This is a genomic window from Epilithonimonas lactis, from assembly GCF_900110605.1.
GTDB classification, from domain to species: domain Bacteria; phylum Bacteroidota; class Bacteroidia; order Flavobacteriales; family Weeksellaceae; genus Epilithonimonas; species Epilithonimonas lactis.
Genome location: NZ_FOFI01000003.1, coordinates 575283 through 601461, shown reverse-complemented (window position 1 = coordinate 601461; position 26179 = coordinate 575283). Strand labels below are relative to the sequence as shown.

22 protein-coding genes are annotated in these 26179 nt (G+C 37.6%); 18 read left to right on the top strand and 4 right to left on the bottom strand.

The genetic code is table 11. The annotated features are described in order from the left end of the window. Nucleotides 1-48: 48 nt before the first annotated feature. Nucleotides 49-645 carry a ribonuclease HII gene (locus BMW39_RS12380; RefSeq protein WP_034975852.1) on the bottom strand — a complete coding sequence of 199 codons (597 nt, stop codon included), beginning with the start codon at nt 643-645 and terminating at the stop codon, nt 49-51. A gap of 130 nt (nt 646-775) precedes the next feature. On the opposite strand from BMW39_RS12380, the gene BMW39_RS12375 reads away from it, so the two are divergent. The 3 genes from BMW39_RS12375 to BMW39_RS12365 all read left to right on the top strand — a co-directional run bounded on the left by BMW39_RS12375 (nt 776) and on the right by BMW39_RS12365 (nt 7765). Beyond that, nucleotides 776-3766 (top strand): SusC/RagA family TonB-linked outer membrane protein, encoded by a 2991-nt coding sequence (locus BMW39_RS12375; protein ID WP_034975850.1) that lies wholly within the window; start codon nt 776-778, stop codon nt 3764-3766. 10 nt (nt 3767-3776) lie between these two features. Continuing rightward, complete coding sequence (locus tag BMW39_RS12370) at nt 3777-5204, top strand: SusD/RagB family nutrient-binding outer membrane lipoprotein (protein ID WP_034975848.1); 1428 nt, start codon at nt 3777-3779, stop codon at nt 5202-5204. 65 nt (nt 5205-5269) lie between these two features. Next, complete coding sequence (locus BMW39_RS12365) at nt 5270-7765, top strand: T9SS type B sorting domain-containing protein (protein WP_034975846.1); 2496 nt, start codon at nt 5270-5272, stop codon at nt 7763-7765. A 52-nt stretch (nt 7766-7817) separates the two neighbouring features. Here the strand turns inward: BMW39_RS12365 and ffh are convergent, their stop codons facing one another. Next, on the bottom strand, nt 7818-9182 hold the full coding sequence (ffh, locus tag BMW39_RS12360; RefSeq protein WP_034975844.1) for a signal recognition particle protein: 1365 nt from the start codon (nt 9180-9182) through the stop codon (nt 7818-7820). 165 nt (nt 9183-9347) lie between these two features. Between ffh and BMW39_RS12355 the strand changes: the two genes are divergently transcribed. The 12 genes from BMW39_RS12355 to BMW39_RS12300 all read left to right on the top strand — a co-directional run bounded on the left by BMW39_RS12355 (nt 9348) and on the right by BMW39_RS12300 (nt 18332). Then, nucleotides 9348-9899, top strand: coding sequence for an AtpZ/AtpI family protein (locus BMW39_RS12355; RefSeq protein WP_034975842.1), 552 nt, complete (start codon nt 9348-9350; stop codon nt 9897-9899). Continuing rightward, the gene (locus BMW39_RS12350; RefSeq protein WP_034975841.1) at nt 9883-10254 is read left to right on the top strand and encodes a hypothetical protein; all 372 of its coding nucleotides are present in this window, start codon (nt 9883-9885) and stop codon (nt 10252-10254) included. The genes BMW39_RS12355 and BMW39_RS12350 overlap by 17 nt, the downstream gene beginning before the upstream one ends. Nucleotides 10255-10314: 60 nt before the next feature. Then, nucleotides 10315-11430, top strand: a complete 1116-nt coding sequence (gene atpB, locus BMW39_RS12345; RefSeq protein WP_034975840.1) for a F0F1 ATP synthase subunit A — start codon at nt 10315-10317, stop codon at nt 11428-11430. A gap of 36 nt (nt 11431-11466) precedes the next feature. Then, entirely contained in the window at nt 11467-11658 is a 192-nt protein-coding gene (gene atpE / locus BMW39_RS12340; protein ID WP_034975839.1) for an ATP synthase F0 subunit C, read from the top strand. Nucleotides 11659-11743: 85 nt separating this feature from the next. After that, nucleotides 11744-12244, top strand: coding sequence for a F0F1 ATP synthase subunit B (locus BMW39_RS12335; RefSeq protein ID WP_221406039.1), 501 nt, complete (start codon nt 11744-11746; stop codon nt 12242-12244). Between the two features lie 5 nt (nt 12245-12249). After that, nucleotides 12250-12786 carry an ATP synthase F1 subunit delta gene (atpH, locus tag BMW39_RS12330; RefSeq protein WP_034975837.1) on the top strand — a complete coding sequence of 179 codons (537 nt, stop codon included), beginning with the start codon at nt 12250-12252 and terminating at the stop codon, nt 12784-12786. A 17-nt stretch (nt 12787-12803) separates the two neighbouring features. Further along, nucleotides 12804-14381 carry a F0F1 ATP synthase subunit alpha gene (gene atpA / locus BMW39_RS12325; RefSeq protein WP_034965218.1) on the top strand — a complete coding sequence of 526 codons (1578 nt, stop codon included), beginning with the start codon at nt 12804-12806 and terminating at the stop codon, nt 14379-14381. A gap of 70 nt (nt 14382-14451) precedes the next feature. After that, nucleotides 14452-15324, top strand: a complete 873-nt coding sequence (atpG, locus tag BMW39_RS12320) for an ATP synthase F1 subunit gamma (protein WP_034975835.1) — start codon at nt 14452-14454, stop codon at nt 15322-15324. Nucleotides 15325-15739: 415 nt separating this feature from the next. Further along, entirely contained in the window at nt 15740-17095 is a 1356-nt protein-coding gene (locus BMW39_RS12315; protein ID WP_034975833.1) for a hemolysin family protein, read from the top strand. 13 nt (nt 17096-17108) lie between these two features. Beyond that, nucleotides 17109-17411, top strand: coding sequence for an ATP-dependent Clp protease adaptor ClpS (locus tag BMW39_RS12310; RefSeq protein WP_034975831.1), 303 nt, complete (start codon nt 17109-17111; stop codon nt 17409-17411). A 154-nt stretch (nt 17412-17565) separates the two neighbouring features. Beyond that, nucleotides 17566-17793: a hypothetical protein gene (locus BMW39_RS12305; protein WP_034975829.1), complete on the top strand. Its 228-nt coding sequence runs from the start codon at nt 17566-17568 to the stop codon at nt 17791-17793. Then, on the top strand, nt 17778-18332 hold the full coding sequence (locus BMW39_RS12300) for a hypothetical protein (RefSeq protein ID WP_034975827.1): 555 nt from the start codon (nt 17778-17780) through the stop codon (nt 18330-18332). Before BMW39_RS12305 ends, BMW39_RS12300 begins: the two co-directional genes overlap by 16 nt. Before the next feature lie 153 nt (nt 18333-18485). Here the strand turns inward: BMW39_RS12300 and BMW39_RS12295 are convergent, their stop codons facing one another. Then, nucleotides 18486-21539, bottom strand: a complete 3054-nt coding sequence (locus BMW39_RS12295) for a DNA polymerase III subunit alpha (protein WP_034975825.1) — start codon at nt 21537-21539, stop codon at nt 18486-18488. 20 nt (nt 21540-21559) lie between these two features. Then, a complete protein-coding gene (gene dinB / locus BMW39_RS12290; RefSeq protein WP_034975823.1) occupies nt 21560-22708 on the bottom strand; it encodes a DNA polymerase IV in 1149 nt (382 codons plus the stop codon). A gap of 61 nt (nt 22709-22769) precedes the next feature. Here dinB and BMW39_RS12285 point away from each other — a divergent pair, with 61 nt between their 5' ends. The 3 genes from BMW39_RS12285 to BMW39_RS12275 all read left to right on the top strand — a co-directional run bounded on the left by BMW39_RS12285 (nt 22770) and on the right by BMW39_RS12275 (nt 26164). Then, on the top strand, nt 22770-23546 hold the full coding sequence (locus BMW39_RS12285) for an XRE family transcriptional regulator (protein ID WP_034975822.1): 777 nt from the start codon (nt 22770-22772) through the stop codon (nt 23544-23546). A gap of 9 nt (nt 23547-23555) precedes the next feature. Beyond that, entirely contained in the window at nt 23556-24179 is a 624-nt protein-coding gene (locus BMW39_RS12280) for an alpha-ketoglutarate-dependent dioxygenase AlkB family protein (protein ID WP_245750483.1), read from the top strand. A gap of 146 nt (nt 24180-24325) precedes the next feature. Continuing rightward, a complete protein-coding gene (locus BMW39_RS12275) occupies nt 24326-26164 on the top strand; it encodes a T9SS type A sorting domain-containing protein (protein WP_051879927.1) in 1839 nt (612 codons plus the stop codon). Nucleotides 26165-26179 lie beyond the last annotated feature (15 nt).

Below are 26179 nucleotides of genomic sequence, written 5' to 3'. Positions count from 1 at the left end.
CTTATATATAGGTTAAGGAAGCAATTTACAAAATAGTTTTAAAAAAGTTTAATCAATCTCGACATCGTAGTCCAATCGGAAAGATTTCCTGTGGTGAATCGTCGGACCAAATTTTTTAAGTCCTTTCTGATGCGTTTTTGTACAATAGCCAAAATTTGTATTCCAGCCGTAATGTGGGAACTCATCGTGGAGTTTTATCATTAGGTTGTCGCGGTAATTTTTTGCGATGATAGAAGCGGCGGCGATTGACAGAAATTTGCTATCACCTTTGATGATGCAATGGTGCGGTGTGTAATTATAAGGATGGAAACGATTGCCATCCACCAAAATCAATTCCGGTCTGCTTTTCAGTTGGTCTAGAGCCAGATGCATCGCGTGGATGCTTGCATTGAGAATATTATGTTGGTCAATAAATTCCGGAGAAAGTTCTGCGATTGCAAAATCCACGGCGTTCTCTCTTATATATAAGTCGAGATTCTGTCTTGTTTTAAAATTTAACGTTTTAGAATCATTAACTAAATTTTGCTTAAAATTTTTGTCGATAATAACCGCTGCAGCCACGACGGGACCAGATAGGCAACCACGCCCTACCTCGTCGCAGCCCGCTTCTAAAAGTGATTCTGAAAAGTTTTTTAACAATGACATAATAAATATTCTGTGTCAAAGTTATATAAATAGTAAACTTTAGGTAATGAAATTAACAAATTTTTAACAATTTGTGTTGTGTATATTAATAAAGTTTTGCATTTTTGTTTATTGAAAAATTTGATTTGATATGAAAAAATTAACAACAAGCGTTTTAGCAGTGGTTCTTTCGTCGTCTTTTGCAATGGTTTCGGCGCAAACGGTACAGGATACAGCTAAGACTCAAGATATCGAAGGCGTTGTAGTGACGGCTTTGGGTATCAAGAGAGAAAAAAAATCTTTAGGATATGCTTCTCAGGAAATTAAGGCGGATGCATTGTCTGATGGTACAACAAATACCGGAAACATTGCAGCTCAATTATCTGGTAAGGTTGCTGGTCTTAATGTAACCACTACAAACAACTTTGGTGGATCTTCAAACCTTTTGATAAGAGGGGTGAAGACTGTACAAGGTGGTAACCCATTGATTGTGATCGATGGTTCACCTGTTAATAACACTTCTACTTATGGTAGTGCTGTGGATTATGGTAATGCATTGTCAGACATCAACCAAGAAGACATCGAATCTATCAACGTGTTGAAAGGTGCTGCGGCATCTGCACTTTATGGAGAAAGAGGTTTGAATGGGGTAATTGTTATCGTTACAAAAAATGGTAAAGGTAAAGATGATGGCTCTTGGGGTGTAACTTATTCATCAACTGTTCAGGCAGGTTTTGTAGATAAGAGCACGTTCCCAGAATACCAGAATAAATATGGTGCTGGTTATGAGGCTTCATTTTACAGAGAAGATAATGCACCAGATGGAACTCCATATGCCAATTTCTATGAGGATGCATCATGGGGACCAGCGTTCAACCCAAATCAATTGGTTTATCAGTGGGATTCTTTCGATCCAACATCTCCAAATTTTGGAAAAGCAACACCATGGGTAGCTGCTAAGAACGGACCTATTGAATTCTTCCAAACACCTGTAACTTATACAAATACAGTTTCATTAGAAAAAGGTGTAAAAGGAAAGAATATTTTGTTCACATACGACAATATGACAGCTGATGGTATCGTACCAAATTCACACATCGGTAAAAACACTTTGTCATTAAAAGTAAACTACGACCTTACTGAAAAGTTACATGCATCTTTCTATTCCACTTTGACTTTGCAAGACACTAGAGGAAGAAACGTGACTGGTTATTCTGATAACTTGATGTCTGGTTTCAGACAATGGTGGCAAACAAACGTTGATTTGAAAGCGCTTCAAAGTGCATACTTTAACAACGTAAAAAACCCATCAGAAGCTAATAACTACGGAAACGTTGGATGGAACAGATATTATTCTAATGATAATCACCTAGGATACTGGAATAACCCATATTTCCAAGTATTTGAAAATTACTCTTCTGATAAAAGAAACAGAAGTTTCAACATTGCTAGTTTAACTTATGATTTCACAAAGAACATTACTCTAACAGGTAAAGTATCTTACGATAGATCTAATTTGTCTATTGAAAATAGAGTAGCGAAAGGGTCTGTATCTCAGGTTTTTGGTGCTGCTAGAAACAATGTTGACTCAGGATACTCTAGACAGGATATCTTAAGAACTGAAACCAACTATGATGTTTTTGCAAACTACAAATTTGATATCACAGATAACATTAATGTTAGTGGTATCGTGGGGGGTAACATCAGAAGAAACTACTACAACTCTATCTTTGCTAGTACAGAAGGAGGATTGGTAGTTCCTGGTCTATATTCATTAGGTAACTCTGCTGATCCAGCATTGGCGCCTGCAGAATCTGAGTGGACAACTCAAACAAACAGTGGATATGCTACTGCATCCATTGATTTCTACAAGATTTTCTATTTAGATGGTACATTTAGAGCTGATAAAAGTTCTACGCTACCAGCAGAAAATAACAGCTATTCTTATCCATCAGTAACTGGTTCATTCATTGCTTCAGAACTTATCAAAACAAATTGGTTGAGCTTCTGGAAATTAAGAGCGAACTACGCGGAAGTTGGAGGAACTGCTGACCCATACTCTACAGCATATTATTACACACCGGCAGGTTTTTTTGGAAATACAGGAATGTATGGTTCACAAACAACTCAGCCAAATGCTAACTTGAAACCACAAAGATCAAAAGAATTTGAGGTAGGTACAGAAGTTCATTTCTTAAAAGGAAGAATTACAGCTGACGTTGCTTATTACAAAACTAAAACAATTGATCAGATCCTACCTACTTTAGCAGTTTCTTCAGCATCAGGTGTTTTAAATGCAGCTTTGAATGCAGGACAAATTGATAACTGGGGATGGGAGGCTCAATTGGGCTTGACTCCTGTTAAGAATAATAACTTCACATGGACTGTTAATGCTAACTGGTCTCAGAACAGAAATAAAGTTGTTTCTCTTCACCCGACAGTTAGTAATCTACTTATCTCATCTTTCCAAGGTGGTGTTTCTATGAACGCTAGAGTTGGAGAAGCTTGGGGTACTTTAGTTGGTACTGATTATGTTTACCTAAACGGTGAAAAAGTGATCAATCCGACTACAGGTAGATACCTAAGACAAAGTAACCAGATTATTGGTAACGCAACACCAGACTGGATCGGAGGTGTAAGAAACAGTTTCAATTACAAAGGCTTTTCACTTAGCTTCTTGATTGATGTAAGAAAAGGTGGAGATATATTCTCTACAGATATGTCGTACGGTCTTTCTACAGGTTTGTTTAAAGAGACTGGAGATTACAGAGAAAGCGGAATCGTATGGGAAGGTGTTAATCCAAACGGACAAGTTAACACAACTGTAAATGCAGCTGGAAATTCTGGATCTTTGGATGGATATAACTTTATGCCAAACAAGAGATTTGTTTATGACGGATCTTATGTAAAATTAAGAGAGGCAAGTGTAGGATATTCTCTTCCAAAATCATTATTGGCAGGTACTTTCCTTACGGATGCTAAATTCTCAATCGTAGGTAGAAACTTGTGGATCATTCACAAAAATCTTCCTTATGCTGACCCAGAAGCGATGGTTGGTGGCGGAAATCGTGCTTATGGATATTCCATTGGTTCGCTTCCAACAACTAGAGACATCGGTGTAAATGTTACATTAAAATTCTAAATTAAAAAAAATGAAAAAGATATTTAATATATTAACAATTGGTGTTCTCGCTGCTATCAGCTTAACATCTTGTGAAAGAGAGTTCACTTCTCTTAACGATAACCCAAAACAGCCCGAGGCTTTGCCATCGCAGAATCTATTGGCAATGGGACAACAGCAGTTCTTCTATTATACATTTACAGGAAGTGTAAACTTTAATAATTTTAGATTTTTCACACAGCAGTGGACAGAGACTACTTATACAGACGAAACAAACTATAACCTGGTTACTAGAGTGCAGCCTCGTAATAATTGGAATAGAATGTATGTTTACTCTCTAAATAACTTCGAAACAGCTAAGAAAAACTTAGTAGAAGAAGGAGGTACTGCCGTTTCTAAGCAAAATAAACTAGCTACTCTTGAGATTTCTCAAATTGCAGTTTGGGAAACTTTGGTTGATACTTATGGAGATATTCCTTACACTGAAGCTTTAAAATCTTCAGAGCAACAGTTCTCTCCAAAATATGATGATGCAAAGTCTATCTATACTAGTTTGCTTAGCAGAATTGATGCAGCTGTTGCTTCAATTAATGCATCTGAAGCAGGTTACACATCAGGAGATCTTGTTTACGGTGGTGATATGACAAAATGGAAACATTTGGCTAACTCTATCAAATTAAGATTGGCGTTGAATCTTGCTGATACTGACGGTGCTGCTGCTAAAGCGGCTGCTGAGTCTGCTATTACAAGTGGCGTTATTTCTTCTGAGTCAGAATCTTTCAGTTTGAAATTCGCAGGAGGTACATTCAACAATCCTGTTTATGATGACTTGGTAGCATCTGGAAGACAAGATTTCTTGCCTACGAATTTGGTTACAAATTTGATGAACTCTAAAAATGATCCAAGAAGAGAGGTATGGTTTACAAAAGTAGACGGTGGCTTTAACGGTGGTGTTTTTGGAACTCTTAATTCATTTGCTAACTTCTCTCAGTTGAGTGATTTCTTCTTAGCAAATAATGCACCTGCAAATCTATTAAGCTATACAGAGGTTCTATTCTTAAGAGCTGAAGCAGCTCAAAGAGGTTATTCAGTAGGTGGTACAGCGGAAAGTTTCTACAATCAGGCAATTACAGCATCTATGGCAGAGAGTAATGTGTCTGCAGCAGATACTGCAGCTTACTTAGCTGCAAATCCATACAACGCGGCTACTTGGAAAAAATCAATTGGAGAAGAAGCATGGATTGCTCTTTTCAACAGAGGTTTTGCTTCTTGGTTATTTACAAGAAGACTTGATTCTCCAACTTTGATCTTGCCTCCAAACAACCAATTGGAAGGTCTTCCGGTAAGAATGCCATATTCTGATCAAGAATATCTTCTTAATAAGGATAATGTAAATGCTGCTGCTTCCAAAATTGGAGGTGACGAAGCTACCACTAAATTGTTCTGGGATGTAAATTAATATCCAAAACATTAATATAATTAAAGAGACTGCGAAAGCAGTCTCTTTTTTTTGTATTTTTGGTAATGCTTTACAGGTTACTTACAATACTACTTTTACTGTCAGGAACAGTGCCATTATTCGGACAGTTGGATCTAGAGCATTGGTTTCCTCCTTACTTCAGAACATCCCCTAATGATATTTCTTCTCTCAGCCTTTATCTTTCGACAGACAAAGAGGAAGAGTTTCCTGTAAAAATTTATAACAATAATGTAGAGATTGCTGTTGTAAATATTTCCAGAACCAAGCCTGCAACCTATTCATATGCAATATCTGGAATGTTGGAAGCATCAACGGTTCTGCGAACAATGAAGCCTTCTTCCATGGGATTGCACCTTTCTGGAGAAAAAAGCTTCTATGCGAGTTTCAGATTTGCTGGATGTAGATCTGGATGTAAAAGTGAAATAATCGCTTCGAAGGGAAAAAGCGCATTAGGCAAAGAGTTCTTCGTTGTCATGGATCAGATTATTTTGTATGGTAATGATCCTAAAGGAATGAATTACCAGACCTCCATTATGGCAACTGAAGACAATACACACATAAAACTTTCTGGTTACAATTCCAATCTTGTGTTCATCAATGGCGACAAAAGTGATGAACTGAATATCACACTCGACAAAGATCAATCATACATTGTTGTCGCACGCAAAGAAGACAATCCAAATCCTCCAGTCATTCTTGACGACTGGGATCCCAATTTTATTGGAGCTAAGATCACTTCAGATAAACCAATTGTTGTCAACAATGGTAATTTCATTAGCCAAGATATTGGTGAGATCAGTGGTAATATTAATATCGATCAGAATGTCCCTACTGACAAAATTGGAAAAGAATATTTCCTTGTAAATGGAATGACCATTTCAGAAAAAGGTATGGAGAAGTCTTTGATTGTCGCCACAAAAAATAATACTAAGATTTACTTCAATGATGAGAGCATACCTGCAGTGACTTTGAATGAAGGCGAACATTATATCGGACCTTACAATAATTACCGCTTCTTAGGCGGCACTCAACCAATTTTTACAAACGAAGAGCCTCGAGATATTCCTACAAAAGGAATGTATATTAGATCATCTGAACCAATCTATCTATATCAAATGATTGGTGGATATGACTTTAGAGTTGTGAGAGGGGCTAGAGACGTCACGTATGATTCCAGTGGAATGACTTTTTCGTACCCATTGGATAAAGAATACTTCCCAAAACCGCAACAAAAACTTAGTAATACAATTGTAGTACCCTCAGTACAAAAAATTGGGACATACACTGGCCAGTCAAAATTATCTGTGAAAACACGAATTGATGCCAATGTTAAAGTTAATGGTGCATTACTTTCCAATCCATCGCCCATTATTGGAAAAGCTGGTTGGGGATATTACACGGTAGTGCCAATTTCTGGAGATGTAGAAATACAGTCGGATAAGGATTTGAATGTTGATCTTGTAGGCGGATTCCAATACACTGGCTACGCTAGCAGTTACACAGGATTTTCTAATGATCCTTATATTTTAGTTAATGGAAATTGCATCCAAGAAGGTGTTTTTCTGAAATTGAGCAATACCTCTTTTGTAAGTTTTCAATGGCAACTTAATGGTGTTGATATTTCAGGCGCTACAAATTTTGAATATCAACCAACTTTAGAAGGGAATTACCAATGCGTGGTCACATATCTTGGATTCAGCTTTACCACAACACCTGTTTTTATTCCAAATTGCCCCTATAATGTTTATGAAGTTAACATTGGAAATGTTTGTCATACTTTCGAGATTGAGCCCAAATTTACAATGCCTGGCTATGTTTTTTCTAAATTAGAAATTCTGACACAACCAAACAACGGTAGTTCAGAAATTAAGGACAGAAAAGTAGTCGTAAAAATAAATGATACTTTTGCAGGTGCAGATAGATTGATCTACAAGTTAACAGCGACTGATGGATATTATGAGGTTTATAAAGCCACTTTCAATGTGCTTCCCAATCCAATCGCAGACGTTAAATCCGAACTTCAGCCAAAATCCTATTTGGAAGACACTTATTATTTTGATCTGTACACTGCAATCAATAATGAAAATGGTGAAACCTTCGATTTCTATCCTACATTGCCAGATGCTGAGAAAGAATTAAATCAGTTAAAAGATCTTTTGTCCAATTTCTCAGAACCACTTAATGAGATTTATATAAGAGTTACAAATCAACAAGGTTGTTACATCATCAAAAAAGTTGTTCTTGTAAGACCTGCCGTCGTGCCGGAGTCAGTGACATTGCCAAATGCCTTTTCACCAAATAACGATGGTTTCAATGATGTTTGGAATTATTCCTTGCTCAATGTATATCAGGATATCGATCTCAAGATATATGACAGATATGGTAAATTGCTTTTCACCCACACAAAAGATTATTTTTGGAATGGCAAGGTCAATAATATATTGATGCCTTCAGACTCGTATTGGGTCGTTTATTCCTACACAAGCAAAGGGACCAGGGTGTCCAATAAAACAATGTGGCTACTTTTGAAAAACAGATAAAATAAAACCTCAGAAAAATATTCTGAGGTTTTGTTATATTTAAGTGAGATTCCTATTTCCCAAACAATCCACCGCCCATTCCTGGCATATTCGGCATTTTGCTCATCATTTGCATCATTTGTTTACCTTGTGGACCTTGCATCATTTTCATCATTTTTCCCATTTGGTCAAATTGCTTCATCAAGGCGTTCACATCTTCCAATTTTCTTCCAGCACCTTTCGCAATTCTCTGTTTTCTTGAAACATTAATGATAGAAGGTCTTCTTCTCTCATCCGGCGTCATAGAGTGGATGATCGCTTCGATGTGTTTGAAAGCATCGTCATTGATATCCACATCTTTGATCGCTTTCCCAACACCTGGGATCATGCCCATTAGGTCCTTCATATTACCCATCTTCTTGATCTGATTGATCTGCTTCAAGAAATCATCAAAACCAAATTCATTCTTGGCAATCTTCTTATGAAGTTTTTTCGCTTCCTCTTCATCAAATTGCTCTTGAGCTCTTTCCACCAAGGAGACAACATCTCCCATTCCCAGGATTCTGTCCGCCATCCTTTCCGGATAGAAAAGATCCAAGGCTTCCATTTTTTCTCCAGTTGAGATAAATTTGATTGGCTTCTCTACAACAGAACGGATTGTCAAAGCAGCTCCACCTCGTGTATCACCATCTAATTTCGTAAGGACAACACCGTCAAAGTTTAGCGTATCATTAAAAGCTTTCGCCGTATTCACCGCATCCTGACCTGTCATAGAATCTACAACAAACAAAGTTTCATTCGGCTGGATCGTGCTATGAACAGACTTGATCTCGATCATCATCTGCTCGTCAATTGCCAAACGTCCCGCCGTATCCACGATCACCGTATCAAAACCATTCGATTTTGCATAGTTGATGGCGTTGGATGCGATAGAAGTTGGATTTTTATTTTCAAGTTCTGTGTAAACTTCAACATTGATCTGTCCACCAAGGACTTTCAACTGGTCGATTGCGGCAGGTCTGTAAACGTCACAAGCTACTAAAAGTGGTTTTTTGCTTCGTTTTTGTTTCAGGTAATTCGCCAATTTTCCAGAGAACGTCGTTTTACCGGAACCTTGAAGTCCAGCAATTAGAATAACGCTAGGTTTCCCGGAAAGGTTGATGCCTTCTTGGCTTCCACCCATCAGATCCACCAACTCGTCGTGAACGATCTTCGTCATCAATTGTCCCGGCGTAAGAGACGTCAGAACGTTTTGTCCCAGCGCTTTATCTTGCACGCGTTTCGTCAGGTCCTTTGCAACTTTGTAGTTCACATCGGCATCTACGAGTGCACGTCGGATTTCTTTTACAGTTTCTGCAACGTTGATCTCAGAGATCTTTCCGCGACCGGAAATATTATGAAGCGCCTTATCTAGCTTATCTTGTAAACTGTTGAACATAACTTTGTGTAATATATTAAGGTTGCAAAAATAAGAAAATTTAAACAAAGGAAATAGACTCATCCATCACTTATCGATCATCATTTATCATTTCTTTTATTTGACTCCGTCGAACCTGAAGGTTTGGGCAGCTTTATCCGTCTTCCGCTCCCAATCTTTTTGCCTATGCTTTTCCAGCCGCAAAAAAGGATTTCCGCTCAAGCCGGGCTGCGATTTTCATTACCAATTAAAAAATCACCATTAACCCAGTATTGTCATTCCGTAGGAAACCAAACGAAGTGGTTCGACGAAATCAATCTAAATGGTAGAGATTCCTACGGAATGACAAAGTTGATGGTTTATCCACTGCATAGCGAAGCACCTTTTGTGAACTTGAACATATTTTCAGTAATGAAAAAAAAATCTTTGCAGACTTTGCGTTCAAAACTCAAATACAAATACTTTCCTTACTTTTGCAAAAATCAAATTTTGGAAGACAAGCAAAACAATCCTTCAAGTGCATTGCGGAAATATGGGAAATATTCTTCCGTGGTTTTCCAGATGTTGTTCATCATCGGGATCTCATTTTGGGGCGGACATCAGTTGGATCTGTATTTCGAAACTGGCTCCAATGTTTTGGTTTTGGTCATTGGACTCAGCGGACTTTGTCTTGCACTGTACACAACGCTTAAACGTCTCGAAATTTTAAATAAAGAAGAAAATGAAGAACAAAAGTAATATTGTTATCAGTGTTGTATTTTTCCTGACATTCATTATTCATTTCGCCATATGGAAGTTCGTTTTCCATCTGGATGAAGTCACGATCATCAAGTTTTATCTCTTCTTAAGCGTCATTTTTATGATGATGATAACGTTGCTTTTGATCATCAACAGAACAGTTCCGCAATTCTTGGGAATGTCTGTCCTAGGACTCATTACAGTGAAGTTTGGATTGATGTATCTTATTAAAAACAAGCTTCATTTCGATGAAATCCCGAATTTCAAATTCCATTTTATCATCCCATATTTTATTCTAACTGCGTTGCTTACCTATTATGCAATACAGTTAATTAATTATGATAAAAAACAGTAAATTAATTCTTCAAAAGCAAAAAAATAGTCTATTTTTGCAAAACGAAAAAAAAATGTACCGATGTTAAAGAAAACGGCAATTTTATTTTACAGTTTATTCATGTTTACAACAGCTTTCGCACAACACGAAACCGCTGAAAATCAACACGGTAAACCTGTAGCTGAAACTTCTGAACTTTCTGGAAAAGAAGAGAGAACTCAAGAGGTTAAAGAATTCGTAGATCATCATATTTTGGATGCTCACGATGTTGCCTTGATGGTTAAAGACGGTCATCATATTGGTTTTCCTTTACCAATTATCATTTACGATGAAGGTTTCCATACTTTTATGAGTAATACGAAAGGGGTAGATGGCCACGAGTTTATCCACGGTTCTCCAGTAGAAAGTGATGGTAAATTCTATACGCTCAACCACGAAAAGATCTACAGAACAGACTCTAAAGGAACTTTGACTTTAGATAAAGATCATCATCCAACTGAAAAGAGAGTATTGGATCTGTCCATTACTAAAAGTGTTTTGACTCTTTTATTGGTGACGGTTTTGTTGATAGTAGTTTTCGGTGGAATGGCTAGATCGTACAAAAAATCTTTGGTGCCTACTGGTGCTGCAAAATTTCTTGAGCCACTTATTATTTTCATTAGAGATGATATTGCGATTCCAAACATTGGGCATAAGTACAAGAGATTTATGGGTTACCTGTTAACAGTATTTTTCTTTATCTTGTTGTTAAATGTTTTAGGTTTGATGCCTTTCGGAATTAACGTAACGGGTAATATTGCAATTACTTTTTCTTTGGCGATCATTACTTATTTGATCACCACTTTCTCAGGGTCTAAAGATTACTGGAAGCATATCTTCTGGATGCCAGGCGTTCCTGTGCCAATGAAGTTTATTATGATGCCGATTGAGATATTGGGAACTTTGACCAAGCCATTTGCCTTAATGATTCGTCTTTTCGCAAATATGACAGCAGGTCACATCGTTGTAATGACATTGATCGGGTCTATTTATATCTTCGAAAACTGGATTGCAGGAGTAGCGTTTCCTTTCTTGACTTTCGTAATTTATTTGCTAGAGGTATTGGTTGCATTCTTACAGGCTTATGTATTTACAATGCTTTCAGCTTTGTTCATCGGAATGGCAGTAGAAGAACATGAGCACGATCACGCTCATTAATTAAAATTATAAAAACAATTTTTTAAATTATATATTATGGAAATTCCTAAAATTATTGGTAGCGGACTTATCGTTATTGGTGTAGGTATCGGTCTTGGAAAAATCGGTGCGGCTGCTCTTGAAGCAATCGCTAGACAACCAGAACAATCTGGAAAGATCCAAACTGCTATGCTTATTGCTGCTGCATTGGTAGAAGGTGTTGCTTTTGCTGCGTTGTTCGCATCTTAAGCCCCCAAACAAAACTAAAACATTGTTGCAACGGTTGGTTGCAACAATGTTTAATTTAAAAATTTAAAAAACTTAATCTAACTATATAATGGAATTACTTCATCAGTTTTCATCAGGATTATTTATCATTCAGACGATCATTTTCTTGTTCTTACTTTTTGTATTGGGAAAGTTTGCCTGGAAACCAATTCTTAAATCAATAGACGAGAGAGAAACATCTATCATCGATGCTCTTAATCAAGCTAAATTGGCTAAACAAGAAATGGCACAGTTGAAAGAAGATAACGAAAGAATCCTTCGTGAGGCTAGAGCTGAAAGAGATGGTATCTTGAAAGAAGCTAGAGATATGAAAGATAAGATCGTAAATCAAGCTAAAGACAGCGCTAAAGTTGAAGGCGAAAAAATGATCGAAGCAGCAAGACAATCTATCCAAACTGAAAAAAATGCTGCAATGGCAGATATCAAAACTCAGATCGGAACTTTGTCTGTAAGCATCGCTGAAAATATCCTTAAAGAGAAATTGGACAACGATGGCGCTCAAAACGCTTTGGTAGAAAATATTCTTAACAAATCTAACCTTAACTAATCAGGATGTTAACATCTAAAGTAGCTAAAAGATACGCTCAAGGTCTATTGGACTTCACGCAGGAGTCTGGTAACACAGATGCTGTTTTCGGTGAGATGAAGGATATTGTGAAAATCATGTCTTCTTCAAAAGAACTGAATCAATTTGTGAATACGCCGATCATTGATGCAAAAAAGAAAGAAGCGATCGCTTTGGAGATCTTCAAAGATTTCTCTCCAGTTTCGAAGAACATCATTAGATTGGTCATCAAACAAGGCAGAGAATCTCAGCTTAGAAATATCGCTCAGGAATTCATCAATAAAGTAGAAGACATCAAAGGTACACAACGTATCTCTTTGGTAACAGCTTCTCCTTTGTCGCAAGAAAATATTCAGAAGATTATTACTGATTCCAAAATGGTAAATGTTTCCAACTATGACTTGGAAACGATTGTAAAACCAGAGATCTTGGGAGGTTATATCCTGAGAGTGGGAGATCAGCAGATCGATGCATCAGTAAGAACAAAACTGGGCAATATCAAAAAAGAATTTCAACTTAATTAAGAAAAAACAACCATATAATGGCAGAAATAAATCCGGCAGAAGTATCAGCGATACTGAAGCAGCAATTAGCAAATTTCGATACTCAATCTAACGTAGAAGAAGTTGGAACTGTATTAACCATCGGTGATGGTATTGCCCGTGTTTACGGTTTGGAAAATGTGCAATACGGAGAATTGGTAAGATTCCAAGCTGGTGTAGAAGGTATCGTACTTAACCTTGAAGAAGATAACGTTGGTGTTGCACTTCTTGGTGAGTCCAAATTGGTAAAAGAAGGTGATACTGTAAAAAGAACAAACAGAATCTCTTCTATCAAAGTTGGTGAAGGAATGCTTGGTAGAGTTGTAGATACTCTAGGTAATCCTATCGACGGTAAAGGACCTATCCAAGGTGAACTTTACGAGATGCCATTGGAAAGAAAAGCGCCGGGAGTTATCTTCCGTCAGCCGGTAACAGAGCCACTTCAAACTGGTATCGTTGCTATCGACTCTATGATCCCTGTAGGAAGAGGACAAAGAGAGTTGATCATTGGTGATAGACAAACTGGTAAAACAGTTGTGGCTATCGATACCATTATCAATCAAAAAGAATTTTATGATGCTGGGCAACCAGTATATTGTATATATGTTGCAATTGGGCAAAAAGCTTCAACTGTAGCACAGATCGTTAAGACATTAGAAGACAAAGGGGCGCTGGCTTACACGGTGATCGTTGCGGCTAACGCTTCTGACCCGGTTCCAATGCAGGTTTATTCTGCAATGGCAGGTGCATCTATCGGTGAGTATTTCAGAGATACTGGTCGTGCAGCTTTGATCGTTTATGATGATCTTTCAAAACAAGCGGTTGCTTACCGTGAGCTTTCTCTACTATTGAGAAGACCACCGGGACGTGAGGCTTATCCAGGTGACGTTTTCTACCTTCATTCCAGACTATTGGAAAGAGCGGCAAAAGTAATTGCTGATGACACAATCGCTTCTCAAATGAACGATTTGCCAGAATCTCTAAGACCGATCGTAAAAGGTGGTGGATCTTTGACAGCACTTCCAATTATCGAAACTCAGGCTGGTGACGTTTCTGCTTATATCCCAACAAACGTAATCTCTATTACAGATGGTCAGATCTTCTTGGAGACAGACCTTTTCAACTCAGGAGTTCGTCCGGCGATCAACGTTGGTATCTCTGTATCCAGAGTTGGTGGTAATGCACAGATCAAATCAATGAAAAAAGTTTCTGGTACATTAAAACTTGACCAGGCTCAATATAAAGAATTGGAAGCGTTTGCAAAATTCGGTTCTGACTTGGATGCTGCTACAATGGCAGTGATCTCAAAAGGAGAAAGAAACGTGGAGCTTTTGAAGCAACCGGTTAACTCTCCACTTCCGGTAGAAAACCAAGTAGCGATGATCTACGCAGGAACTGAGAATCTATTGAGAAACATCCCTATCAAAAAGGTGAAAGAATTCCAGGTTGAATATGTGGACTTCTTGAAAAACAAACATCCAGAAGTAATGGCTGCTCTTAAATCCGGAAAAATTGATGATCAATTGACTGGCGTTTTGAAGCAAGTAGCGACAGAACTTTCTGCGAAATACAACTAAAATTAATTCAAAATTCCGAATTCAAAGTTCAAGATTTTGAATTCGGAATATTAAATTTTGAATCCTTAGAATGGCAAACTTAAAAGAAATACGAGGCAGGATTACATCTATATCTTCTACGATGCAGATCACAAGCGCTATGAAGATGGTTTCCGCTGCGAAACTGAAGAAAGCGCAAGATGCGATCGTAATGCTAAGACCTTATTCTGAAAAACTTCAGGAGATCATACAGAATGTAAGTGCGGCGTCTGATGCAGAGAACATCTCGGAATTTGCATTGGAAAGAGAAGTGAAAAAAGTACTTTTCATCACCGTGACTTCCAACAGAGGTTTGGCTGGAGCTTTCAACTCATCTGTGATCAAAGAACTTAACATCCAGTTTTCTGCAAACGAAAACACGGAGATAGAAGTTTTGACAGTTGGTAAAAAAGCCTTCGATGCGGTGAGAAGAAACAAAACCGTTTACGAAAACCACAGTTCACTTTTCGACAATCTTTCTTTCGATCACGTTTCCAATATGACGGAGAAAGTAATGTCAGACTTCAAAGCCGGCAAATTTGATAAAGTCTATGTTGTTTACAACAAGTTTATCAACGCAGCAACGCAGGAGGTAGTGACAGAGCAGGTTTTGCCAATTTCATCAGCAACAGAAGAGAAAGCTGGTTCAGCAGATATCAATGTAGATTATATCTTCGAACCGGGCAGAAAAGAGATCCTGGACGTTTTGATCCCAAAATCCATCAAGACTCAGATCTTCAAAGCCATTCTAGATTCCGTAGCATCAGAGCACGGTGCAAGGATGACAGCAATGCACAAGGCGACCGACAATGCAGACGCGCTTAGAAGTGATTTAAAAATCTTCTACAACAAAGCAAGACAGGCAGCCATCACCAACGAAATATTAGAAATTGTTTCCGGAGCAGAAGCGCTCAAGAACAGTTAATAAAGATAAAGTTAAAGTTAGTAGTTAGTTATAAAAAGCATTGAGGGTCAAACTTCAGTGCTTTTTATTATTTAGGGCAGTTTGTACCAATTGAAGTATTTTATTTGGGCAGCTATTTAGACATTCGTCGAAACCTATTTATTGTTTTTATGGCAGCTTTTCCGCCTTCCGTTCCCGCTTTTTTTGCCCACGCTTTTCCCACTCCAAAAAAGAGCTCCACTCAAGTCGGGCTGCAGCTTCAACATAAAACACACTTCAACATAAAAACACATTGTTGTTCTTAAAAATTCCCCTCCCTTGGAGGGGATTCAAAAATTCGAAGATTTTTTGACGGGGTGGTTTATCTCATTCTAACATCTCATTTCGAAGTTAAAAAAAATATCTATCTTTGCACAGATTGTATATACAACATTAAATGGATTCTGATAGTTTAGTCAAACTTCTTATAGCATTATTTCTAGTTCTTCTGAATGGCTTCTTTGTAGCCGCCGAATTTTCGATAGTAAAAGTACGTTATTCCCAAATCCAGATCAAAGCGGCTGAAGGGAATGCAGTGGCCAAACAAGCCGAAAACATCATCAAGAATCTTGATGCCTATCTCTCAGCAACACAGCTGGGGATCACACTCGCTTCCCTTGCCTTAGGTTGGGTAGGAGAGAGTGCCTTGCATCACATCATCGAAGCAACTTTCCATTCTTTGAACATAGAATTGGCAGCGGCAACGGTAACCACCATCTCTGTAGTTTGTAGTTTCTTGCTGATCACGATCATGCACATCGTCTTCGGAGAATTGGTCCCTAAATCAATTGCCATCAGAAAGTCAGAAGCGACAACGCTTTTCATCGCTTATCCATTGCACGTTTTTTATAATGTCTTCCGACCATTTATTTGGTTGATGAATTCATTGTCCAACGCGTTCTTGAAATTAATCAAAATATTTCCAGCTTCGGAACACGATATTCACTCAACAGAGGAATTGCAATTGTTGGTAAAACAATCGGCAGACAGTGGCGAAATTGAAGAAGAAAACTACGAGATCATTAAAAATGCATTCGATTTTACAGATCACAATGCAAAGCAGATCATGATCACCAGACAGAATATCTCATCCATCGATATCAATGATGATCCGGAAGATATCATCAACCAAATTATGGAAAGCGGTTATTCCCGTATTCCTGTTTACGAAGGTTCGATTGATAATATTATCGGGATTTTCTACACGAAGGAGATCATTAGAGAATATATCAAAAGCAAAGGACAAGTTTCCCACGAAAGTCTGAGAGGCTTTATGAGAGAAGCATTCTTTGTGGTCGGCAGCAAAAAAATATCAGATCTTCTGAAAGTTTTCCAATTGAAGAAACAGCATTTGGCAATCGTCATCGATGAGTTTGGTGGAACGGAAGGGATCATTACACTTGAAGATATTCTGGAAGAATTGGTTGGAGAGATCCAAGATGAGGAAGACGAGGAAGAAAAGATCGTAGACAAGGTGGGCGAAAATATCTATTGGGTAAAAGCAACGCAACCATTGGACGAGATCAATGAGCAGCTTCCGAAGAATATTCCGCCATCTGAAGAAGGTGAATACAACACGCTTGCAGGCTTTATCTTGAACGAATTACAGGATATACCGGAAGAAAATCAGGAATTCGATTATGGTAATTACCATTTCAAGATCTTGAAAATGCAAAACAAAAGTGTAGAGTTGGTCGAGCTTTTATACGAGAAACCATTTTTGGAAGATATAACAGACGAGATCACTGAATAAAAAAATCAACGTTATGAAAATCTATAATAACAGATCTTATGACGAACCAAAACGCCAGTCCGAAGATGAAGTAGCGGTTTTGGAGATGGAAGACGAAGTCTATAAAATTGTCCTCCACAACGACGACGTCAACACCTTTGATTTCGTGATCGAATGTTTGATCGAGATCTGTGAACACACTTTGGAACAAGCAGAGCAATGTACAATGCTCGTTCATTACAAAGGAAAATGCACCGTAAAAACAGGTGCTTTGGAAAAATTAAAACCAATGCATCAGGCATTATTAGATAAAGGACTCAGTTCCGAAATAGTATAAATTAAAACGATTGCTTTGGCGGTCGTTTTTTTGTTTTCTGTAATTTGTCAATCACCATTTTCAAAATTCAATACTTGTCAGCTAAAAATATTATATTTAATTTCGTTATACAAAATGAAACCAAGAACAATTTTTAATCTAAAAATTTTATAATATGATTTCTTATAACGTGTCTATTTCAGATGAGAAAAAGTATTTTTTTCAAAAGTTTTTAGAAAGTATTGGAGCCAATTATGATAAAAAACAAGATGATTTTAAACTCTCAGAAGAGCAGAAAAAAGTCTTGGATGAAAGATTGAAATCTGATAAAAAAGATTTTGTCCCAGCTAAAGAAGCCTTGAATAAACTTCGTGAAAAATATGAGCTATGGGATATTTTTTGAAAATAAGTATTTTTACAGTTTTTATAATATTATGTCCGCTAAATCTTTTTGCTCAAACAGAATCATTAAATGATGAAAAATATAAAACGGCCAAAATCATCTTTGAAAATGCTGATCATCAACAAATTCAAAATATCAACTATAAAATCTCAAATGTAAAATCCAAAAATAATAAGGTCATTCTAAACAATTCAGAAACTATCAAATTCAAAGGAATTGATTTTAAGGGATTATCAATAATTGAAAGAGGATTATTGAATCCAAAAGAAATCAGTGGTGATAGCAGAATATCGATTTGTTGCATTGAAGAATTATTACTATTAAATCCGAACAAAGCAACAAGAAGATTCAGAATTTGGGTGTTTCCATATAATGAGACATTGTATGAAACTCTTGAGAATGAATTTTATAGAAACAAAAAACCTTCTGAATATTATTTTGAATTGCAAAACGAAAATTATGCTGAAAATATGACTTGGCAAGACTTTGTTAAGGATGCAAAATTGACATTTATTGCTTTTGGTAAAAATATTGAATAAAAAAAGTTCATAACATTGTATTGCCAAAAGTCGTGGTTTATTTTTTAGTTGCGTCTTCGGTCTTATTTTTCTGCACCTTTCAAAATGCCCATCCGTTATGTGATAGAATCGTTTGATAATCAATGATAACAGGTATGTAGAAATATTAAATTACTAATTAAACTTCTGCCTCGGTAAATTAATCTCGTGTGCCTGTGGATAGGGTTTTCGGGACGTCATACTGACATCTTCTCTGATTTGCTTGTGGACATCGTACTGCTTTTCTTTGTCATAAGCATAACGCGGGTCAGGAATCATCGGCATCTTCGCCATTTTATGAATCGTGATGGTCGGGAAATGATAATCCACTTCCACCGTTCCCAGCAAAAGATAACAACCGCCACCCTGAAATTGATATTTTTCCAAACTATCCGGAAAATGAGCGGTATCAAAATAATCACCATTCACATCAACCCAAGTTCCGAAAAACATCGCACCCTTTTTCGTAGGAACGTGTTTCCTGGAAATCAGATAAGCCAGCATTTTCACTTGGCTTTTATGAAACTTCAGTAAGTCTTTTACAAAAACATTCCCTCTGAATTTGGTTTGTAACAAATCAAATGGACTGCACGAAACAGGAAATCCAATAATCTCAACTTCATCAAAAGCATCTTCAAACTGTTCTCGTTTCAGTTCAGGAAGTTTAAAGTCATTGGCCGGTTCATCGAAAAGAGCGATACTTCTGTTTTCGATTTTATAATTGATTAATAACAATCTCGCTTCCACTAAAAGTTCATTTTTAGGTTTTCCCGTAAATCTGAAAGCACCGATGAAAATCAAGGTTTGAATGGTTTCAATCCCAATCGGAATGCGTTTGATGAAGTTTTCCAAAGATTTGTAATCGCCATTTTTCTCCCGTTCTTCAGAAATGATTTGAGCGATTTTAGTTTCCAGCGATTGCAAAACCATAAAACCCAGATAGATTTCTTTTCCTTTCAAAATCGTCTGATATTCGCTGTTGTTCACGCAAGGATTTTGGACATCAGCGCCTGACATTCTCGCTTCGTGGATGTAAACTTCTGTCCGATAAAAACCACCTTGATTATTGATAACCGAAACCATAAATTCCAACGGATAATAGACCTTCAAATACAAACTCTGGTAACTTTCCACCGCATAAGAAGCCGAATGCGCCTTACAAAAAGAATAGCCTGCAAAAGATTGAATTTGCCGGAAAGCTTCCGTCGTCATTTGCTCCGAATGTCCTTCTTTTTTGCAGGATTCAAAAAAGTTGACTTTAACCTCATTCAATTTCTGAATTGAACGTTCCTTTCCACTCATCGCCCGTCTCAAAATGTCACCATCCGCGTGAGAAAGTCCCCCAAAATATTGGGCAATCTTAATCACATCTTCCTGATAGACCATAATGCCGTAAGTTTCCTTCAGGTTTTCCTCAAAAACAGGATGAAAATATTCAAATTGGTTGGGATGATTGTGCCGGAAAATATATTCCCGCATCATTCCACTTTGCGCCACGCCGGGTCGAATGATGGAGGAAGCGGCCACCAAAGTTCTGTAATTGTCACATTTCAATCTTCTCAGCAGTCCACGCATTGCAGGACTTTCGATGTAAAAACAGCCGATTGTTTTGCCAATCGCTAAATATTCATTGCAAACAGATTCGTCCTTAGAAATAGAAGTGTCCCGAATGTCAATCTCAATTCCTCTGTTTTTTTTGATTAATTCTACGGTGTCATTGATTGTTCCTAAACCTCGTTGAGAGAGAATGTCGAGTTTTTCGAGTCTCATATCTTCTGCAACATCCATATCAAATTGAGCAATAGGAAATCCTTTCGGTGGCATTTCTAGAGCAGTGAAATTGGTGATTGGTTCTTCAGAAATTAAAATCCCACAAGCGTGCATACTCCGCTGATTTGGAAATTTTTCCATCAATTTTCCATATTGATGAACAAGTTTTACAATGGAATTTCTGTCGTGGTTTTCCATAGGTTTCTCAGCCAAATCGTCTAACTCTTCTTTGGGCAAACCAAATGCTTTTCCTACTTCACGAAAAATTGATTTATATTTAAATTCTACATTAGTTCCGCAAAAAGCCACATAATCTTTTCCGTATCGTTTAAAAATATACATTAAGATGTCATCTCTGTTTTGCCAGCTCCAATCGATGTCAAAATCAGGTGGTGATTTTCTGTTAAGGTTAAGAAACCTTTCAAAATAAAGGTCGAGTTCTATTGGACAGATGTCTGTGATTCCAAGACAATAACTCACAATGGAGTTAGCTCCACTACCTCTTCCAACGTGCATAAAACCCATCCGATTGCTGTAGCGAACAATATCCCAAGTAATTAGGAAATAAGAACAAAAATTAAGGTCATCAATAACTTTAAGTTCTTTCTCAACTCTTTTCTTGGCTTCTTCGTGATTCGAACCGTACCTTTTTTTTAATCCCAAATACGCTAATCTGCTGAGCATTTTTACATCTGTTTTCTTTGATTTTGTGTAGGACTGTTTGTTTCTTACTTTTTTAAAATCAAATTCAAAACTACATTCGGCGAGAATTTTTTTTGTGTTATTAATGATTGCAAGATATTGCTCGAATGATTTTATTAAATTAATTTCCGGTTTGAAATGTTCCGATTTTCTGCAAATCTCATCTTCAGAAAGTTTAGAAATCAAAGTATTGCCGTCAATCGCTCTCAGGATTCGATGAAGATTATATTCCTTTTTTGTGCTGAAGGTGATAGGTTGAAGGACAACCATTTTGTTTATTTTATCTTTAAATTCCGGCCGAATCAACAGATTCAATTCCTCTTCTCGGATTCCGATGAATTCATTTTCTTTCAGAGTTTCAGGAATATTTTGAATTGGATAAATGACAAATACTTGATTGTAATTTGGTGCCGTTTCAGAAAGTTCAACGCCGTCGCAATTATGTTCAGTTAAAATCTTATTCACTTCTCCAATTCCGCTGAATTCTTTTGCAATTGCAATGTAAAGTAGTCGATTTTCTTTTCTCACTTCAATGCCTGCAATCGGTTTGATTCCTTTTTTTTCACATTCTTTTTTGAAATCATAAATGGCGGTCACCGTATTAATATCGCTCAAAACCAATGTTTTGATTCCAAGTTCTGAAGCTTGCTCTACCAGATTTTGAACCGATAAAGTGCCGTAACGAAGACTGTGATAAGAATGACAGTTGAGATACATTTAATTAAAATTTTAAAAAATTATTTACCGAAATCATATCCAGACGCTCGTCCAAGCGCGTCTTTTCCGAATCGGTTTTTAAGATAATCCATCGTTTGATAAAGGCTCATTTGCTCCTCGGTGTCTTCAAAAAGATTCATCTGGTGATTGCCGTGAACCAAATCTGTGAAGCGCAAACCAACGAGTCTGATTCGCATTCTCCTCGTATAAACTTTGTTGAAAAGTTCCAGCGCCACTCTGGACAACGTGTGGTCGGCAGATGTGTAAGCGATTTTGTGTTGCTTGGTTTCCGTATCGAAATTGGAATATCGGATTTTGATGACAACCGTGGAAGTCAGCCATTTTTCCTGCCTTAATTGATAGGCTAATTTCTCTGCCATTCCCGAAATCAATCTTTTTATTTCCAAAACATCAATGGAATCCGTTGCAAAAGTTCGTTCTGAAGAAATCGATTTTTTCTCTGAGTAGGGAACGACGGGATTTTCATCAATGCCGTTTGCTTTTTTCCAAAGTTCTTTTCCGTTCGCGCCAATCATTTGTTGAAGCACCAAAACGGGCATTTCGGAAAGTGTGTGAATCGTTCGTACACCAATCCTCGAAAGAAGTTGAAATGTTTTATCCCCAACCATCGGAATTTTTTTGACAGAAAGCGGATTTAAAAAAGGCTGAATTTCTGTTTCTCTGATTTGAAATTTACCTTCAGGTTTAGATTCTCCCGTTCCGATTTTTGAAACGGTTTTGTTATTCGACAACGCAAAACTTATAGGCAATCCAGTTTCATTTTTTACAGCTGATGCAATTTCTTTGGTCCATTGATAACAGCCAAAAAATTTATCCATTCCGGTAAGGTCGAGATAAAATTCATCAATGCTCGCTTTTTCCATCAACGGCACTTTATCCTGAATCACTTCGGTTACCAAATGAGACATTTTAGAGAAATTCTCATAATCGCCTTTGACTACTTTTGCATCTGGGCAAAGTCTAAGTGCCATTCTAATCGGCATCGCAGAACGCACCCCAAATTTTCGCGCTTCATACGAGCAAGAAGCCACCACGCCACGGTCGCCACCACCGATTATCAGAGGGATTCCGTTGAGTTCTGAGTGGTTCAGTCTTTCGCAGGATACAAAAAATGTATCCAAATCCATATGTACAATTGCTCGATTCACGTGACAAAATTAGTTACATTTTAAAACAAAATGATTATATTTGTTGTTACAAATTATAACAATGTCAATTTTTTCAGATAACATCAGGTTTTTAAGAGCAAAGAAAATGACGACTCAGCAAGAGTTGGCAGACACCTTAATTATCACAAGGTCGCGGTACGTTTCTTACGAAGATGGCCGTTCCGAACCGCCGTATGACGTGCTTATCACGATGTCGAAATTCTTCCATATTAGCATCGATTTGCTTTTGACGGTGGACATCAGAAAATATCCTTTGGAAGAAATGATGAATCTGCCGGACAACAGAATCGTACTGCCAATCATCGTAGATAATTTGGGAAACAACAGCATCGAAATCATTCCTCAAAAGGCGTCGATGGGATATTTGTCAGGTTACAGCGACCCGGAATATATCGAAAGTCTTCAGCGGATTTCATTGCCTTTTTTGACGAATGGGAAATATCGGGCTTTCGCTGCGCAAGGCGATTCTATGCCTCCTTTCAAAGATGGTTCGTTCATCATTGGAAAGTATGTGGAAGATATTGAGGATTTGAAAATCAATAAAAGTTACATTTTCGTGACTTTGAACGACGGGATTTCCTACAAACGATTCAAAGGTCAAAAGAAAAGAGCCATCGAGGTTTCGGCGGACAATTCTTTTTACAAGCCCTATGAGATTCCGTTGAGTGAGATTGTGGAAATCTGGCAATATGCGTCGGGGATTTTTCCTGAGGATTTTGAGCCCGATAATTTTGATAATTATAATTTGAAAGATATGTTTTTGGAAATCCGAAAAGATATCAAAGCGTTGGACAACAAGGTTTCGAATTCCAAATAAATTTTAAAAATGTACAGTACAGATATGCAGCTCAGTTTGTTTGATGCAGGCGAATATTACCAATTTCCGACCGAGTTATTGGATTATACCGAACATTTTTTGTCTGAAGAAAGAGCAACGGAAATTGAAAAGATACTCATAGAAACGGTTCCGTGGAAACAGCGAACGCAGAAAATGTTTGACAGAGAAGTTTTGACGCCACGCCTGACTGCTTGGTACGGCGACGATGAAAAATCGTATCATTTGGGAGGCAATGAATTCAGTGTGAATGCCTGGACGCCAGAGCTTTTAGGCTTGAAATATAAAATTCAGAAATTGACTGGTCATCAATTCAATTCTGTCTTGCTTAATTTTTACAGAGACGGAAACGATTCTGTGGCCTGGCATCGCGACAAGGAAAGTGAATTGGGAAATCGCCCTGTGATTGCGTCAGTGAGCTTCGGGCAAGTGCGGAATTTTGATTTTCGAAAGAAGGACAATCATCAGAACAAATATACGTTGCCACTTCAGCACGGCTCATTGCTCATTATGAAAGGTGATTTGCAAACCAATTGGGAGCATCGGATTCCCAAATCTGCCAGACCAATGAAACCTCGGATTAATCTGACCTTTCGGAATATTCGGGAGTTGTAAATCTTCTAAAAACATTATAATTTTAAATTAATTATTTCATGATAATCATTTTATGATAATCATTTAAAATGTTATTTTTTTTTAATTTTAAAATTAATAATTTGATAAAAAAATATTAATTTGCAAAGGAATTAAAAGAAATACTTATGAATTTAAAAATCAACTTTTTTGTTGCGAGCTTTGCATTGACCTTTTCTACAATGTATGCTCAAACGACAACACTTGAATCGAAAGCGAGAGATTGGATCTCTGCAAATTCTAACAAAATTGGAACTGCTTCAAAAGATCATTTTGAGTTTAAATCCTCCCGAAAAAGTTTGTCTGGAGAAACGTTGAGATTTCAACAAGATATCAATGGAGTTCCTGTATACGAAGGCGATATTGCTGTCCATTTTAATAACCGAGGAGAAGTTACATTCGGGACAGAAGTGTCTGTTTCAAAAAAATTAAAACAATTAGATACCCATCCTACCTATAGTAAGACCGATGCTTTTGATAAAGCAAAAATTGCGGCTGAAATTAAAGGTGAGATTACCCACCAGGAAAATGACCTGTATGTATTCGTCACAGAAGAAGGAGAAACCAAGTTAGTTCATAGGGTGATCATCAATTCTTTTGATACACCTGGAGACTGGGAAATAATGGTAGATGCACATTCCGGAGAGGTCATCAGAGTTTTGGATATTGCCAATTATCATAAAGATAAACCAAAGAAAAAAACAATAAATAAACCTGCCGAAGTTAAAGCTGCGGGAACAGCGTATATCTTCAATCCTAATCCTTTATCTGTGGCGCATGTAGCCTATGGTGGAGATTATGTGGATAATAATGATGCGACCAATGCCAGTTTGGATGCAGCCAGAAGTCTGGTGACGCTGTCCGATATTACCTTAACTAATGGAACGTATAGCTTGAAAAGTAAGTATGTACAAGTTGCCGATTTCGAATCGCCGGCCACCGGTCTTTTTTCTCAAGCTACTCCCAATTTCCTTTTTAATAGGAATGAACAAGGTTTTGAAGCTGTGAATGCCTTTTATCATTTGGATAAAAGTATGGCTTACATCAATGAAACTTTAGGCATTGTTTGTAAATCCACTTTGAACAACGGGATTTTGCTTTTCGACCCGCATGGAGTGGGTGGCGATGACAATTCGCATTTTATTCCCAGTTCACAGCGACTGGCTTTTGGAGAAGGCTGTGTAGATGATGCAGAAGATACAGATGTTGTTTTGCACGAGTTCGGTCACGCCATTCACTATTGGGTCACGGGGCTTAAATCTTCTTCTTCACAAGGATTGGGTGAAGGATCTGGCGATTACTGGGCCATGTCTTACAGCAGAAGTCTAAATCAATGGGCGCCAACTGAAGCTCATTACAATTGGGTGTTCGGCTGGGACGGTCATAATGAATGTTGGGCTGGACGTATTACTAACTATCCCACAAAATATACCTCAAGTATTAGCAATACTGCGAATATCCATAGAGACGGACAGATATGGGCTACAACGCTGATGAAGATCTATGATAAAATAGGTAAAGATAAAACAGATCGCATCTTTCTGGAGGGTCTTGCTATGACCAATTCCTCTGCAAACCAACAGACAGCAGCGATTGCAGTAAGACAAGCGGCTATAGATATGGTTGGAACTTATGGCTTCACTTGTGATGATGTCGCAATCATTTCTCAAGAGATGACGACGACTGGTTACACAATGCCGGCATACGAATGTATCACCCTGGCTGTGTCTGATATCAATAAAAATTCGGTGGCAGTTTATCCAAACCCTGCAAATGAGAACCTGACGGTTGTTATGGATTTCAAAAAGACAGAAACTGCAGAGATCTACAGCCTGGAAGGTAGGAAGGTTTCTGAATCCAATATCAATTCAAATAATAATATGATCAATGTTTCCAAACTCAACAAAGGCGTTTATCTGTTGAAGATCAAAGGAACTGATGTGGTTCAGAAATTTATTAAGAATTAAAAGTTTAAATATCAA

Bases quoted from the DNA above. Each gene is read 5' to 3' on its own strand.
- BMW39_RS12380 (WP_034975852.1), bottom strand. From the start codon at position 645: ATGTCATTGTTAAAAAACTTTTCAGAATCACTTTTAGAAGCGGGCTGC.
- BMW39_RS12375 (WP_034975850.1), top strand. From the start codon at position 776: ATGAAAAAATTAACAACAAGCGTTTTAGCAGTGGTTCTTTCGTCGTCT.
- BMW39_RS12370 (WP_034975848.1), top strand. From the start codon at position 3,777: ATGAAAAAGATATTTAATATATTAACAATTGGTGTTCTCGCTGCTATC.
- BMW39_RS12365 (WP_034975846.1), top strand. From the start codon at position 5,270: ATGCTTTACAGGTTACTTACAATACTACTTTTACTGTCAGGAACAGTG.
- ffh (WP_034975844.1), bottom strand. From the start codon at position 9,182: ATGTTCAACAGTTTACAAGATAAGCTAGATAAGGCGCTTCATAATATT.
- BMW39_RS12355 (WP_034975842.1), top strand. From the start codon at position 9,348: ATGCTTTTCCAGCCGCAAAAAAGGATTTCCGCTCAAGCCGGGCTGCGA.
- BMW39_RS12350 (WP_034975841.1), top strand. From the start codon at position 9,883: ATGAAGAACAAAAGTAATATTGTTATCAGTGTTGTATTTTTCCTGACA.
- atpB (WP_034975840.1), top strand. From the start codon at position 10,315: ATGTTAAAGAAAACGGCAATTTTATTTTACAGTTTATTCATGTTTACA.
- atpE (WP_034975839.1), top strand. From the start codon at position 11,467: ATGGAAATTCCTAAAATTATTGGTAGCGGACTTATCGTTATTGGTGTA.
- atpH (WP_034975837.1), top strand. From the start codon at position 12,250: ATGTTAACATCTAAAGTAGCTAAAAGATACGCTCAAGGTCTATTGGAC.
- atpA (WP_034965218.1), top strand. From the start codon at position 12,804: ATGGCAGAAATAAATCCGGCAGAAGTATCAGCGATACTGAAGCAGCAA.
- atpG (WP_034975835.1), top strand. From the start codon at position 14,452: ATGGCAAACTTAAAAGAAATACGAGGCAGGATTACATCTATATCTTCT.
- BMW39_RS12315 (WP_034975833.1), top strand. From the start codon at position 15,740: ATGGATTCTGATAGTTTAGTCAAACTTCTTATAGCATTATTTCTAGTT.
- BMW39_RS12310 (WP_034975831.1), top strand. From the start codon at position 17,109: ATGAAAATCTATAATAACAGATCTTATGACGAACCAAAACGCCAGTCC.
- BMW39_RS12305 (WP_034975829.1), top strand. From the start codon at position 17,566: ATGATTTCTTATAACGTGTCTATTTCAGATGAGAAAAAGTATTTTTTT.
- BMW39_RS12300 (WP_034975827.1), top strand. From the start codon at position 17,778: ATGGGATATTTTTTGAAAATAAGTATTTTTACAGTTTTTATAATATTA.
- BMW39_RS12295 (WP_034975825.1), bottom strand. From the start codon at position 21,539: ATGTATCTCAACTGTCATTCTTATCACAGTCTTCGTTACGGCACTTTA.
- BMW39_RS12285 (WP_034975822.1), top strand. From the start codon at position 22,770: ATGTCAATTTTTTCAGATAACATCAGGTTTTTAAGAGCAAAGAAAATG.
- BMW39_RS12280 (WP_245750483.1), top strand. From the start codon at position 23,556: ATGTACAGTACAGATATGCAGCTCAGTTTGTTTGATGCAGGCGAATAT.
- BMW39_RS12275 (WP_051879927.1), top strand. From the start codon at position 24,326: ATGAATTTAAAAATCAACTTTTTTGTTGCGAGCTTTGCATTGACCTTT.